We start from the raw sequence: 11,672 nt of genomic DNA, 5'->3' as shown, positions 1-11,672 counted from the left end.
CTGATGGACCTGAATAGAAAAAGGCGGTTTTTCTTTGAAAGCCGCCTTTTGTTTATCTGATCTTATTGTGTGATGAGATTACCGTTTTCCAGTTTTACAATCCGGTCCATGCGTTGCGCCAAGGTCGGGTTATGTGTTGCAATCAGCGCGGCGAGGCCTTCTTTGCGTACTTCATCCAGCAACAGGTTAAACACATGATCAGATGTTGCCGGGTCAAGGTTTCCCGTCGGTTCATCTGCTAATAAAAGCTTCGGCTTGTTGGCAAGGGCACGCGCAATCGCAATACGTTGTTGTTCCCCACCCGATAGTTCAGCAGGGCGGTGTTGCCCTCTTTTGGCCAAGGAAACCGCTTCCAGCAGTTCTTGTGCGCGGATTTGCGCTTCTTGCTTCGTTTTGCCATTGATCATTTGCGGAATAACAATATTTTCCTGAGCCGAAAATTCGGGCAGCAGGTGATGGTATTGATAGACAAACCCCAAATGATTGCGGCGAAGTCGGGTTTTTTCACGATCGCTCAGTTTTGTAGTTTCCACACCATCAATCAAAATTTCGCCACTGTCCGGGCGTTCCAGCAAGCCTGCGGTTTGCAGCAAGGTGGATTTCCCGGCCCCGCTTGGACCAACCAAAGCCACAATTTCACCGGGATGGATCGTAAGGCTGGCTTCTTTCAGGATATCCAGCCGATCATGGCCTTGTAAAAAGCTACGATTGAGGCGTTGAAGTTCGAGAACAGCCTTATTCATAACGCAATGCCTCCACCGGGTCGAGACGGGCGGCCCGCCACGATGGGTAAAGAGTTGCCAGGAAAGACAGGCCCAATCCCATTGCGACAACCAGACTGACTTCGCCATAATCAACAATTGCGGGTAGTTTGGACAGGAAATAGATTTCAGCCGCAAACAGGTCATTACCGCTTAGGGTTTCAATCCAACGCCGGATGGTTTCGATGTTTTCGGCAAAGGCGAGGCCCAAAATAAAACCAAGGATTGTGCCAAAGACACCAACACTTGCCCCGGCAATCAGGAAAATACGCATAATGCTGCCCCGACTTGCCCCCATTGTACGCAGGATGGCGATATCCTTGCCTTTATCTTTAACCAGCATAATCAGACCGGAAATAATATTGAAGGCCGCAACAATAATAATCAGGGTCAAGATCATGAACATGACGTTGCGTTCAACCTGCAACGCATTGAAGAAGCTGGAATTTGTACGCTTCCAATCAATTGGATTGACACCGAAACGACCCAGTTCTGTCATGATATTATAGGTGACCTGATCCGTACTGTCGGCATTGGGGGCCATGACCTCAAGGTAATTAACACCTTTCATGCGGAAATAATTTTGCGCAGCGTTTAAGGGCATAAAGATAAAGCTGCTGTCATATTCATACATGCCGACATCGAACGTTGCGGCAATTGTAAAACTGCGCATGCGCGGCACGGTTCCAAAGGCGGTTATATTGCCTTTAGGGGAAATCAGGGTGATTTTGTCACCGACCCATAATCCTAATTTTTGGGCTAATCTCGCCCCGACAATAACGCCTTGATCCTGATTGAAAAGGTCCATCGACCCGGCCTTGAGGCTATCAAACAGGAGTTTGCGTTTCTTGAAATCGTCACCGGTTAATCCGCGAACCATTGCACCGCTGGATGCGCCCTGCCCGGTTGCCATGACCTGCCCTTCGATAGTTGGCGTTACGCTGACGACACCATCGATTTGAGAAAGTCGCTCACTAAGTGACGTGTAATCCGTTAAGTCACGCGTCTGTCCATAGACATTGATATGACCGTTGATGCCGAGGATACGGCTCAGTAATTCTTCGCGAAATCCATTCATAACGGACATGACGATAATCAGGGTTGCAACCCCCAAGGCAATACCCAACAGGGAAAACCATGCGATGACGGAAACGAAACCTTCGCGTCGTCGCGCCCTGAGATAGCGCGCCGCCATCATCCATTCAAATGCTTTGAACATACGGTTTTCCCTGTGTGTATTTTATCGGCTGTCGTGATATGTGCTTAGGCAGAAAATTTCGCAACCAGTTGATCAATTGCGATTTCTTCTTTTTCGCCGGATTTGCGGTTTTTAACTTCCGCAACACCGTTTTTCAAACCACGTGGACCGATGACAACCTGCCACGGCAAACCGATCAAATCCATATTGTTGAACTTGGCACCGGCCCGTTCGTTTGTATCATCCAGCAAAGTTTCCACACCAGCGGCATTCAAATCAGAATACAGTTTTGCACATGTTTTATCGCAATCGGCATCACCGGATTTCAGGTTGATCAGACCAACGCTAAAGGGGGCAACACTTTCGGGCCAGATAATACCGCCGTCATCGTGGCTGGCTTCGATAATCGCCCCGATCAGGCGGGAAACCCCAATGCCGTAAGACCCCATTTGCAAGTCAATCTCATTGCCGTCTTTATCGGTAACGGTGGCGCCCATCGGTTTGGAATATTTAGTCCCGAAGTGGAAAATATGACCGACTTCGATCCCACGCGCGGCCAACAGTTTGTCGCCAAGTTCAGCTTCGGCGCTTTCTTCGTGTTTTTCATCGGTTGCGGCGTACAGGGACGTCCATTTATCGACAATCGGCTGCAAATCACCATTGTAATCGATATCTTCGCCCGGAATATCAAATTCCAGAACATCTTTATGAACGAAAACGCCGGACTCACCTGTTTCAGCCAAAACAAGGAATTCGTGGGACAAGTCACCACCGATCGGGCCTGTATCTGCACGCATGGGAATAGCCTTGATCCCAAGGCGGTCAAACGTACGCAGGTAAGCGACAAACATTTTATTATAGGCGCGTTTGGAGGATTCATAATCCATGTCGAAAGAATATGAATCTTTCATCAAAAACTCGCGACCGCGCATAATCCCAAAGCGCGGGCGAACCTCGTCGCGGAACTTCCACTGAATATGATAAAGCATTTTGGGCATGTCTTTGTAACTTTGACATTCCATCTTTACGATATCGGTGATTTGTTCTTCGTTTGTCGGCCCATACAACATATCGCGGTCATGGCGATCCTTGATGCGGAGCATTTCTTTGCCGTAATCGTCATAACGGCCACTGCGTTGCCAAAGCTCAGCCGGTTGAATGGTCGGCATCAGAACTTCCTGACAACCGGCCCGATCCTGTTCTTCACGAACGATCTGTTCGATTTTGCGCAAGACGCGCAGTCCCATCGGCAGCCATGAATAAATACCGGCAGAAGACTGGCGGATCATACCGGCGCGCAACATCAAACGGTGCGAAACGATTTGGGCTTCGGAAGGGTTTTCTTTTAGTGTAGGCAGAAAATATTGCGAAAGGCGCATAGTCGTCCTCAAAACAGGTTAATTTATGTTGGACTGACTTTAGTTAATGCACCGCACAAACGCAACGAAATCGTTATTCTTTTTGTCCATATTGCGCCAAACAGGCATCCAGAACAGCTTGATTTTCGTCTTTATAGAGTTTTTTGCCGTTCCAATAGACATCCCGGCCCTTTATTTTGACCTCCCCCAATTTGGCTTTCCCCTGAAACCCGGGGCCAAAATTATATTTTTCGGCCAGATCGATTCCGAGATCAAAGGTAATTTCTTCGGGCAGGTCCAGTTTGCTGTCTTCATGGACATCAGCCCCGACAACCTTGTTGCCATGCGCATCGACCCCGGGCACATAATCTGCCCCATTGACGGTATTCATGCGAATGAGTTTCATACATTCTTTTTGCGTAATGCTGAGCGCACTTTCCACATCCTGTGCCATCACCGGACCGGAGATCAAGAGAAGAGTAAAGAAAAACAGGCGCATGAAACTTTCCTTTCAATGAAGGGCATAAAACCCCAAGTAAGAAAAAAGTAATGTTCTACAGTATATAGTCATTCCTGATTTTTTAGGGAGGAAAAGATGACAAAATTACTCGTATCGAAAGACAATCCCAACGGTCATACCTTGGAAGCGGTTTTTCGCATGATCCGTGGTGATATTTTAAAACGCTGCAATGACATGCAAGATGATCATAACCCCGAAATTCAGGAAGTTATGGCAAACAACATGTATATTTTGGGCCTAATGGAACAAATTATCGCCCATGCCGAGGCCTCTTCTGCAGTGATGCAGCGCATTTATGGGAAAAATCAGGGGTGATTATGCCTCATAAACCATCGGATCAACCTGCATCCAGGGTGGGTTGATTTTTGCAATCTCGTCATAGACCGGGCAATCTGTGCGATGGGTGCCCGGCAGGTAGCCGATACTCATTAGAAATTCGCCAGTGATTTCGCCACCGGTAAACTTAAAGGTCTTTTTAAACAGTTTGACCCAATCGGACTTTGGCTTTGGGTGCTGTTTGGCAATCCAGTTGGCGAAACTGCCGTATTCTGCCTGTAATGTTTGAATACGGCGCGCATTTTCAATAATGGCATTGATTTTTAATTTGTTGCGGATAATCCCCGCATCATCAAGTAAACGGGTAATATCGTCATCTCCGTAAGCCGCAACGATATCCAGATTGAAACCATCAAACGCTTTGATGAAATTATCTTTTTTCTTCAGGATTGTGAGCCATGATAATCCGGCTTGCATGATTTCAAGGCAGAGCCGTTCAAACAGCTTGTTGTCATCATCAATAGGAAAACCGTATTCGTTTTCATGGTAGGGGCCGTGAAATTCGTGTCCCGGTGCAACGTCACAATACCAGTTCATTGTTTAATCCCGATCCAGTCCATTAAAATCGCCCCATAAATAATGGCGAGTGTGGCAGCAGCCATCATGGCTGATTGGGTGATGATACAGCCCTGACACGGGCGCATATCTTCAGCAAGATCGCTTTGCAGATATTTCTGATCGGCACGCATTTTGACGCCGAAATAGAACAGCCACCATAAGACGAGGTAGGCAACCAGCAGGATGGCTTCTGTTTGACCGAAAGTCATTGCATTCCCCTTAAGGAAAAGCCCCTGCTCTCACAGGGGCACCTTTGTCTTAGGCTTGTTCCAGTTCAACCAAAGCCCCGTTGAAATCTTTGGGGTGGAGGAACAGAACCGGGTTGCCGTGGGCACCGATTTTCGGCTCCCCATTGCCCAGAACGCGTGCGCCTGCTGCTTTCAGCTTGTCGCGTGCAGCGATGATATCGTCGACTTCATAACAGATATGATGGATGCCACCAGCCGGGTTTTTATCCAAAAAACCTTGGATCGGGGAATTTTCACCCAACGGGTACAGCAATTCGACCTTTGTGTTGGGAAGTTCCACAAAAACAACAGTGACACCGTGGTCGGGTTCGTCCTGCGGCGGGTTGACCTTTGCCCCCAATGTCTGGGAATAGGTTTTGGCAGCAGCTTCCAAATCAGGAACGGCGATTGCAATGTGATTAAGACGACCAATCATGTTTCTTGAACTCCTTCTATTTATTTTATTCTCATAAGGTGAATATGGGTGATAGCACGTTTTGCGAAAATGTTTCTAAACCAGCGGCGCACGTTCAGGCGCAAGGCTTCTTCCAAAACCACGTCGTCTGTGCGGTCACGCTTGGGCATACTTTCAACAGTATTATAGATAATATCGAACAAGGCATCCCATAGATCATCATCCCCATCGGGATCAAGTAAGCCTTCAGTGGTGACAATGGGCTCGCTCAGGATATGTCCGTCTTTGTTTACGGCAATCGAGACAACGGCAGAACCATTGAATAAGGCGCGTTTGCGGCTTTGGACGACTTCGGATTTCATCGGGACAGCGCGGCGACCCTCCCATGCCAAACGTCCGGTTTCAACTTCATCAATAATGCAGGGCATTTCTTTTTCAAGTTTAACCACATGGCCATTTTCAATGACGAAGGCTTTTTGCACACCGCATTCCTCTGCCAACGCCGCATGGGCTTGCAGGTGACGGAATTCACCATGAACCGGGACAGCATATTGCGGACGGACACGGCGGAAAAGTTCGCGCAGTTCATCACGTGCCGGGTGACCGGATACATGAACGAAATGATCATGCGAGGTGACGATTTCAATACCTTTGCGGGCCAATTCGTTTTGGATGCGATAGATGGATTTTTCGTTGCCCGGAATGGTGCGGGAGGAAAAAATCACCACATCGCCATCCCCAAGCGAGATGTTTTTATGTTGACCACTGGCAATACGGGCAAGGGCTGCGCGTGGTTCGCCTTGGGATCCGGTACAGATAATCAGTAATTCATTATCAGGTATATGATGGGCTTCGTCTTCCGGTAAAAAATCGGGGGTATCGAGCATATATCCGTTGGCATGTGCGGCATCCATCATGCGCCCAAAGGAGCGACCGGACACAACGATTTGACGCCCGCATTCCTTGGCGGCAACGGCAATGGTGTGCAGACGTGCAAGGTTGGAGGCAAAACAGGTGACGCAGACTTTACCTTCGTAACGGCTGATCAGTTCTATCAGGCTGGGTTCAAGGTCTTCTTCCGATCCGGTCTTGCCTTCGCTGAAGACATTCGTTGAATCGCAAATCATTGCCAGAACGCCTTCTTTGCCCAAGCGGTCAAGCGCGTCTGTATCTGTTGTACGCCCGACAACAGGGCCGTCATCCAGTTTCCAGTCCCCGGTGTGAACGATGGTGCCTTTTGGTGTGCGTATAGCAAGGGCGTTGGGTTCCAGAATAGAATGGGTAAAGGTGATGAATTCCACATCAAAGGGGCCGAGTTGGAAACGACCGCCCAAGGGAATTTCCTTGACGATATCAAGATGACCGAACCCGGCTTCTTTTAGTTTTTCACGGGCAATATGGGCGGTGAACGGTGTGCAATAGACCGGACACTGAACGCGGTCCCATATATAGGCAAGTGCGCCGACATGATCTTCATGCGCGTGGGTGATGACCATCCCTTTCAGGCGGTCGCGGCGCTGTTCAATAAAGGTTGGATCGGGGAGGATAACATCAACCCCCGGTGCCATATCGTCACCGAATGTAATGCCGAAATCGACGATGATCCAGTCTTCCTGTTCCGGCTTTCCATAGCCATAGAGGTTGAGGTTCATACCGATTTCCCCTGCCCCGCCTAGCGGAACGAAGATAAGCTCTTCTTTATTCTTCATACGTTTTGATTTCTTTTGTAAATGGCAAGCAAACCACGCAGGGTCAGGTCGGTGTCGTTATGTTGAATAACATCAGTAGATTCTGCAAACAGGGCTGCCAGACCACCTGTTGCAATAACGGTCATGTCTGAGCCGAATTCTTCTTTCATACGCTGGGTCAATCCTTCGATCATGCCGATATATCCCCAGAAGATACCTGATTGCATCGCTGTTGTCGTGCCTTTCCCGATTGCTTTGTCCGGTTTTCCAATGGCGACACGCGGTAATTTTGCGGCTGCCATGTGCAAGGCTTCCAGCGAAAGGTTAATCCCGGGGGCAATTGCGCCTCCACAATAATTACCATCTTTATCGACAACATCAAAGGTGGTTGCCGTTCCAAAGTCGATCACAATCATCGGGCCGCTAAACATTTCATGGGCGGCAATCGCGTTGACGAGACGGTCTGCCCCGACTTCTTCGGGACGGTCCAAAAAGACTTTGATGCCCAGATCGACGTTTTCGTCACCAACGATTAACGGGTCGACTTTGAAGTATTTTCGGCAAAGTGTTTTTAAATTAAACAACATAGCCGGGACAACCGTTGCAATGATTGCATTTGTAATATCGACAGGTTTGATGTCTTCAAAGCTCATAAGCTGAGACAGCCAAACGGCATATTCATCGGCGGTACGGTTCGGGTTGGTGGAACTGCGCCATTCCCCGAGCACTTTGCCCTCTTTATCAAAAACGGCAAAGACCGTATTGGTGTTTCCTGAATCGATTGCCAGTAACATGGACTGAAACCTTTATTATTTTCTCATTTAAAAAAGACATCGCCAGCTGTGATATGGCGTTGTCCTTCTGTGGTTCGTAAGACAAGCGCCCCATCGTGGTCAAGGCTTTCAAAGATTCCGCTAATACACTCAGTGCTTAAATTGACGATTATTTCTTCGCCAACCCCTTTTGCACGATCCAGCCATGCATTGCGAATAGCCTGAAACCCCAATGTTTCCCAGCGTTCCCACCAGACCTGGAAATGTCGAAGCAGGATTTCAAGCATTTCAGGGGCTTTGATCACCTGATCGCGGTATGCGTTGATATATCCGCTTGGATAAGGTGTATCAGCGGGAGAATGCGCGAGATTTATTCCGATTCCAATAATAAGCCAATCCGGTTCAATCGATTTAGGTTGTGCCTGTGTTTCCAGTAAAATACCGGAGACTTTATAGCCGTCGATCAACACATCATTGGGCCATTTACAGGCAACATCACAATCAAAACCTTGAACAGCTTCCTGGATGGCATCGTGAATAGCCAATGCACTGACAAAACTTGATTTGGATGCTTCTGCAATGGGGACGCGCGGTTTCATCAAGATCGAACAAAACAGATTTCCCGATTGCGAAACCCATGTGCGACCACGCCGTCCCCTGCCCTTGGTTTGTTCCAATGCGCAAACAACACTATAGGCATCAGCCCCATTTATAGCGCGGCGGCGTAGTTCATCATTGGTGCTGTCCAGAGACTCAAAAGCCGCCAGCGTAAACGCTGACGGCTTTTTGAGTTCGAAAAAGTTCGACGTCTTCATTATCCGGCAAACAGGCTAGCTGCGGCAGCCGCCGCACCGTCTGTAATCAGGGACGGATAGATGAAGAAGGCCAGAATTACGATTGCAGCCGCAGCAACAACCATATTGATCTCCGTACCAACCTTGCGGTCCAATGCTTCTTCCGTATCATCGAAATACATGATTTTAATGAGACGGATATAGTAGAAACAACCGACAACGGAAGTCAAGACACCCAAAACGGCCAGCGTAACCAACCCTGCTTCCAAGGCAGCTAGGAAGACATAGAGCTTACCGAAGAAACCGGCAAGCGGCGGAATACCAGCCATTGAGAACATAAAGATCGCCAAAGCAGCGGCCATCAAAGGATTGGATTTGGACAAACCAGCCAAATCGCTGATGTTTTCAACGTTTTGACCATTGCGTTTCATAGCCAAAATGCAGCCGAATGTGCCCAACGTCATAATCACATAAATGGTCAGATAGACCAGCATGCTTTCAATACCGCTTTGCTGTGTTTCTGCACCACTGGCAACCGAACCGGCGACCGCCAGACCGATCAACATATAACCCACGTTACCGATGGATGAATAAGCCATCAGACGTTTGATATTTGTTTGTGCAACAGCGGCAAATGCGCCCAACGCCATAGAAGCAACGGAAACAAAAATAATGATTTGTTGCCATTGCCCAGCCAGTTCGCCAAACGCACCAACCATCACAGAGATAAACAGCGAAAGGGCAGCAACTTTTGGTGCAGCCGCAAAAAAGGCCGTAACCGGTGTCGGGGCACCTTCGTAAACGTCCGGTGTCCACATATGGAACGGTACGGCGGAAACTTTAAATGCCAGACCGACCATGACAAAGACGATACCGAAGATCAAGCCCGTGCTGGGGCCATGTACGCCATGTTGATTTGCAAAGATGTCCGCCATAACTTCAAAGTTTGTTGTACCGGCAAAGCCATAAACAAGGCTGGACCCGTAAAGCAACATACCGGAAGCCAAAGCGCCAAGGACGAAGTATTTCAAGCCCGACTCTGTGGAACGCAGGTCATTGCGCATAATGGAAGCCATTACATACAGAGACAGGGATTGCAGTTCCAGCCCCATATAAAGGGCAATCAGGTCGTTGGCAGAAACCATCATCATCATACCCAAAGTCGCGAGAATTGCGAGGATCGGATATTCAAAGCGGCTGACGTTCACGCGATCAAAGAAATCGCGTGACATCAACAATGTCAGGGCACTGGCACCAAGGATCAGCACCTTGGCAAAGGCGCTGAAAGTCCCGGTTATAAACAGACCGTTAAACGTTGTCCCTGCTTGCGTGCTGAAAGTCGTCACCAACAACAACGCCAGTATCATGGCGCCTGTTGCAAGGTAAGAAACCGTACGGGTAACCGTTTTGGCTTCGGCCTTCATAAAGACGCCCACCATCAAGAGGGCCATAGCAACGGCTGCCATGAAGATTTCCGGCAAGGCCGGGGTGAGATTTGGAAGCTCACTCATGGATGCCTACTCCTATTGGGTGGCCACTTGAACGCCTGCAGCGTCCAAAGCAGCGTGGTAGTTGTTGACGAGGTTTTCGACAGATGCATGCATCACATCCAGAAACGGCTGCGGGTAAACCCCCGCATAAATCGTCAGGATGATTAACGGTGCGAAAACCAGAACTTCGCGGCGGTTCATATCCAAAATAGCCTTGAGGCTTTCTTTGGTCAGTGTCCCGAAAACGATGCGGCGATAGAGGTACAGCGAGTAAGCCGCACCAAGGATAGCACCGGTTGCAGCCAAGGCGGCAACCCATTGATCAACTTGGAAAACACCGACCAGAACCAGAACCTCGCCGACGAAACCGGATGTGCCCGGCAGGCCGACAGAGGCCATCATAAACAGCATGAAAATCAATGCATATTTCGGCATGCGATCAACCAGACCGCCATAAGCAGAAATTTCACGGGTGTGAATACGGTCGTAGATGACGCCGACGATCAAGAAGAGCGCGGCAGAAACGATACCGTGTGACAGCATGGTAAAGATACCGCCTTCAACACCCTGTACCGTGCCTGTGAAAGAACCGATGGTGACAAAACCCATGTGGGCGATAGAGGAATAAGCGATTAGCTTTTTCATATCTTCCTGCACCAGGGCAACCAGCGAGGTATAGATCACGGCAATGATAGACAAAGTGTAAATCAACGGTGTGAAGTCTGCACTGGCCAACGGCATCATCGGGATGGAGAAACGCAGGAAGCCGTAACCACCCATTTTCAACAGCACACCAGCCAGAATAACGGAACCGGCTGTTGGGGCTTGTACGTGTGCATCCGGCAACCATGTATGAACCGGCCACATTGGGACTTTCACCGCGAAAGATGCGAAGAAAGCCAGCCAGATCCATGTTTGCATTTGTGCCGGGAAGTTATAAGCCATCAATGTCGGGATGTCGAAAGAGCCGGCTTCCCAATACATCGCCATCATGGCAACCAGCATCAAAACGGATCCCAACAAGGTGTAGAGGAACAGTTTAAATGCCGCATAGATACGGTTCTGACCGCCCCAAACACCGATGATGATAAACATCGGGATCAGGACACCTTCGAAGAAGATGTAGAACAGCATCATATCCAAGGCACAGAACATACCGATCATCATCGTCTCAAGAATGAGGAAGGAGATCATATATTCTTTGGCGCGTTTGGTAACAGCTTCCCAAGCTGACAGGATACAAATCGGTGTCAGCAAAGTGGAAAGCAGCACAAACAGCATGGAAATACCATCGATACCCATGTGATAGTTCACACCGACACCCGGCAGCCATTCGGCTTTTTCAACGAACTGGAAATCCGCCGTTGAATTGTCGAAACCTGTCCAGATCCCCAAAGAGATCAGGAACGTTGCGACTGTGGTCAGAAGCGCAATTTGTTTTGCGCTTTTGCTATCATCTTTTACATCGCCGCGAACCAGTAACAGGATCAGCGCGACACCTACGAGAGGCAGAAAGGTGATAACACTGAGAAGAGGAATATTGCTCATCTTACT

Annotated in this window: 13 protein-coding genes; 1 reads left to right on the top strand and 12 read right to left on the bottom strand. The window is 48.8% G+C overall.

Annotated elements, in window-relative coordinates; genetic code table 11:
- Window positions 1-62: 62 nt before the first annotated feature.
- From IEW74_RS00930 to IEW74_RS00915, 4 genes are all read right to left on the bottom strand, one after another.
- On the bottom strand, window positions 63-743 hold the full coding sequence (locus IEW74_RS00930) for an ABC transporter ATP-binding protein (RefSeq protein WP_188660111.1): 681 nt from the start codon (window positions 741-743) through the stop codon (window positions 63-65).
- On the bottom strand, window positions 736-1,980 hold the full coding sequence (locus tag IEW74_RS00925) for a lipoprotein-releasing ABC transporter permease subunit (RefSeq protein WP_188660108.1): 1,245 nt from the start codon (window positions 1,978-1,980) through the stop codon (window positions 736-738). Before IEW74_RS00925 ends, IEW74_RS00930 begins: the two co-directional genes overlap by 8 nt.
- Before the next feature lie 44 nt (window positions 1,981-2,024).
- The gene (gene proS / locus IEW74_RS00920; protein ID WP_188660106.1) at window positions 2,025-3,338 is read right to left on the bottom strand and encodes a proline--tRNA ligase; all 1,314 of its coding nucleotides are present in this window, start codon (window positions 3,336-3,338) and stop codon (window positions 2,025-2,027) included.
- Window positions 3,339-3,411: 73 nt separating this feature from the next.
- Window positions 3,412-3,816 carry a hypothetical protein gene (locus IEW74_RS00915; RefSeq protein WP_188660103.1) on the bottom strand — a complete coding sequence of 135 codons (405 nt, stop codon included), beginning with the start codon at window positions 3,814-3,816 and terminating at the stop codon, window positions 3,412-3,414.
- 96 nt (window positions 3,817-3,912) lie between these two features.
- Between IEW74_RS00915 and IEW74_RS00910 the strand changes: the two genes are divergently transcribed.
- Window positions 3,913-4,152 (top strand): histidine kinase, encoded by a 240-nt coding sequence (locus IEW74_RS00910; protein ID WP_188660100.1) that lies wholly within the window; start codon window positions 3,913-3,915, stop codon window positions 4,150-4,152.
- Here IEW74_RS00910 and IEW74_RS00905 read toward each other — a convergent pair whose 3' ends face one another.
- The 8 genes from IEW74_RS00905 to IEW74_RS00870 are packed head-to-tail and all read right to left on the bottom strand — an operon-like array spanning window position 4,153 to window position 11,666.
- Complete coding sequence (locus tag IEW74_RS00905) at window positions 4,153-4,710, bottom strand: DNA-3-methyladenine glycosylase I (protein ID WP_188660097.1); 558 nt, start codon at window positions 4,708-4,710, stop codon at window positions 4,153-4,155.
- Window positions 4,707-4,940: a hypothetical protein gene (locus tag IEW74_RS00900; RefSeq protein WP_188660094.1), complete on the bottom strand. Its 234-nt coding sequence runs from the start codon at window positions 4,938-4,940 to the stop codon at window positions 4,707-4,709. The genes IEW74_RS00905 and IEW74_RS00900 overlap by 4 nt, the downstream gene beginning before the upstream one ends.
- 49 nt (window positions 4,941-4,989) lie before the next feature.
- Window positions 4,990-5,394: a methylmalonyl-CoA epimerase gene (mce, locus tag IEW74_RS00895; protein WP_188660091.1), complete on the bottom strand. Its 405-nt coding sequence runs from the start codon at window positions 5,392-5,394 to the stop codon at window positions 4,990-4,992.
- A 20-nt stretch (window positions 5,395-5,414) separates the two neighbouring features.
- Window positions 5,415-7,082 (bottom strand): ribonuclease J, encoded by a 1,668-nt coding sequence (locus IEW74_RS00890; RefSeq protein WP_188660088.1) that lies wholly within the window; start codon window positions 7,080-7,082, stop codon window positions 5,415-5,417.
- Complete coding sequence (locus IEW74_RS00885) at window positions 7,079-7,855, bottom strand: type III pantothenate kinase (RefSeq protein WP_188660085.1); 777 nt, start codon at window positions 7,853-7,855, stop codon at window positions 7,079-7,081. The genes IEW74_RS00890 and IEW74_RS00885 overlap by 4 nt, the downstream gene beginning before the upstream one ends.
- Window positions 7,856-7,878: 23 nt before the next feature.
- Window positions 7,879-8,649 (bottom strand): biotin--[acetyl-CoA-carboxylase] ligase, encoded by a 771-nt coding sequence (locus IEW74_RS00880; RefSeq protein ID WP_188660082.1) that lies wholly within the window; start codon window positions 8,647-8,649, stop codon window positions 7,879-7,881.
- On the bottom strand, window positions 8,649-10,139 hold the full coding sequence (nuoN, locus tag IEW74_RS00875) for an NADH-quinone oxidoreductase subunit NuoN (protein ID WP_188660079.1): 1,491 nt from the start codon (window positions 10,137-10,139) through the stop codon (window positions 8,649-8,651). Before nuoN ends, IEW74_RS00880 begins: the two co-directional genes overlap by 1 nt.
- 12 nt (window positions 10,140-10,151) lie before the next feature.
- Window positions 10,152-11,666 (bottom strand): NADH-quinone oxidoreductase subunit M, encoded by a 1,515-nt coding sequence (locus IEW74_RS00870; protein ID WP_188660076.1) that lies wholly within the window; start codon window positions 11,664-11,666, stop codon window positions 10,152-10,154.
- Window positions 11,667-11,672: the final 6 nt, after the last annotated feature.

The organism is Terasakiella brassicae (assembly GCF_014641495.1).
GTDB classification, from domain to species: domain Bacteria; phylum Pseudomonadota; class Alphaproteobacteria; order Rhodospirillales; family Terasakiellaceae; genus Terasakiella; species Terasakiella brassicae.
The sequence above is the reverse complement of the archived record's forward strand: the minus strand, read 5'-3'. Positions and strand labels throughout refer to the sequence as shown.

Excerpts from the sequence above, each read along its gene's own strand:
- IEW74_RS00900 (WP_188660094.1), bottom strand. The coding sequence starts at position 4,940 with ATGACTTTCGGTCAAACAGAAGCCATCCTGCTGGTTGCCTACCTCGTC.
- IEW74_RS00925 (WP_188660108.1), bottom strand. The coding sequence starts at position 1,980 with ATGTTCAAAGCATTTGAATGGATGATGGCGGCGCGCTATCTCAGGGCG.
- IEW74_RS00890 (WP_188660088.1), bottom strand. The coding sequence starts at position 7,082 with ATGAAGAATAAAGAAGAGCTTATCTTCGTTCCGCTAGGCGGGGCAGGG.
- nuoN (WP_188660079.1), bottom strand. The coding sequence starts at position 10,139 with ATGAGTGAGCTTCCAAATCTCACCCCGGCCTTGCCGGAAATCTTCATG.
- IEW74_RS00915 (WP_188660103.1), bottom strand. The coding sequence starts at position 3,816 with ATGCGCCTGTTTTTCTTTACTCTTCTCTTGATCTCCGGTCCGGTGATG.
- IEW74_RS00870 (WP_188660076.1), bottom strand. The coding sequence starts at position 11,666 with ATGAGCAATATTCCTCTTCTCAGTGTTATCACCTTTCTGCCTCTCGTA.
- IEW74_RS00880 (WP_188660082.1), bottom strand. The coding sequence starts at position 8,649 with ATGAAGACGTCGAACTTTTTCGAACTCAAAAAGCCGTCAGCGTTTACG.
- mce (WP_188660091.1), bottom strand. The coding sequence starts at position 5,394 with ATGATTGGTCGTCTTAATCACATTGCAATCGCCGTTCCTGATTTGGAA.
- IEW74_RS00905 (WP_188660097.1), bottom strand. The coding sequence starts at position 4,710 with ATGAACTGGTATTGTGACGTTGCACCGGGACACGAATTTCACGGCCCC.
- proS (WP_188660106.1), bottom strand. The coding sequence starts at position 3,338 with ATGCGCCTTTCGCAATATTTTCTGCCTACACTAAAAGAAAACCCTTCC.
- IEW74_RS00910 (WP_188660100.1), top strand. The coding sequence starts at position 3,913 with ATGACAAAATTACTCGTATCGAAAGACAATCCCAACGGTCATACCTTG.
- IEW74_RS00930 (WP_188660111.1), bottom strand. The coding sequence starts at position 743 with ATGAATAAGGCTGTTCTCGAACTTCAACGCCTCAATCGTAGCTTTTTA.
- IEW74_RS00885 (WP_188660085.1), bottom strand. The coding sequence starts at position 7,855 with ATGTTACTGGCAATCGATTCAGGAAACACCAATACGGTCTTTGCCGTT.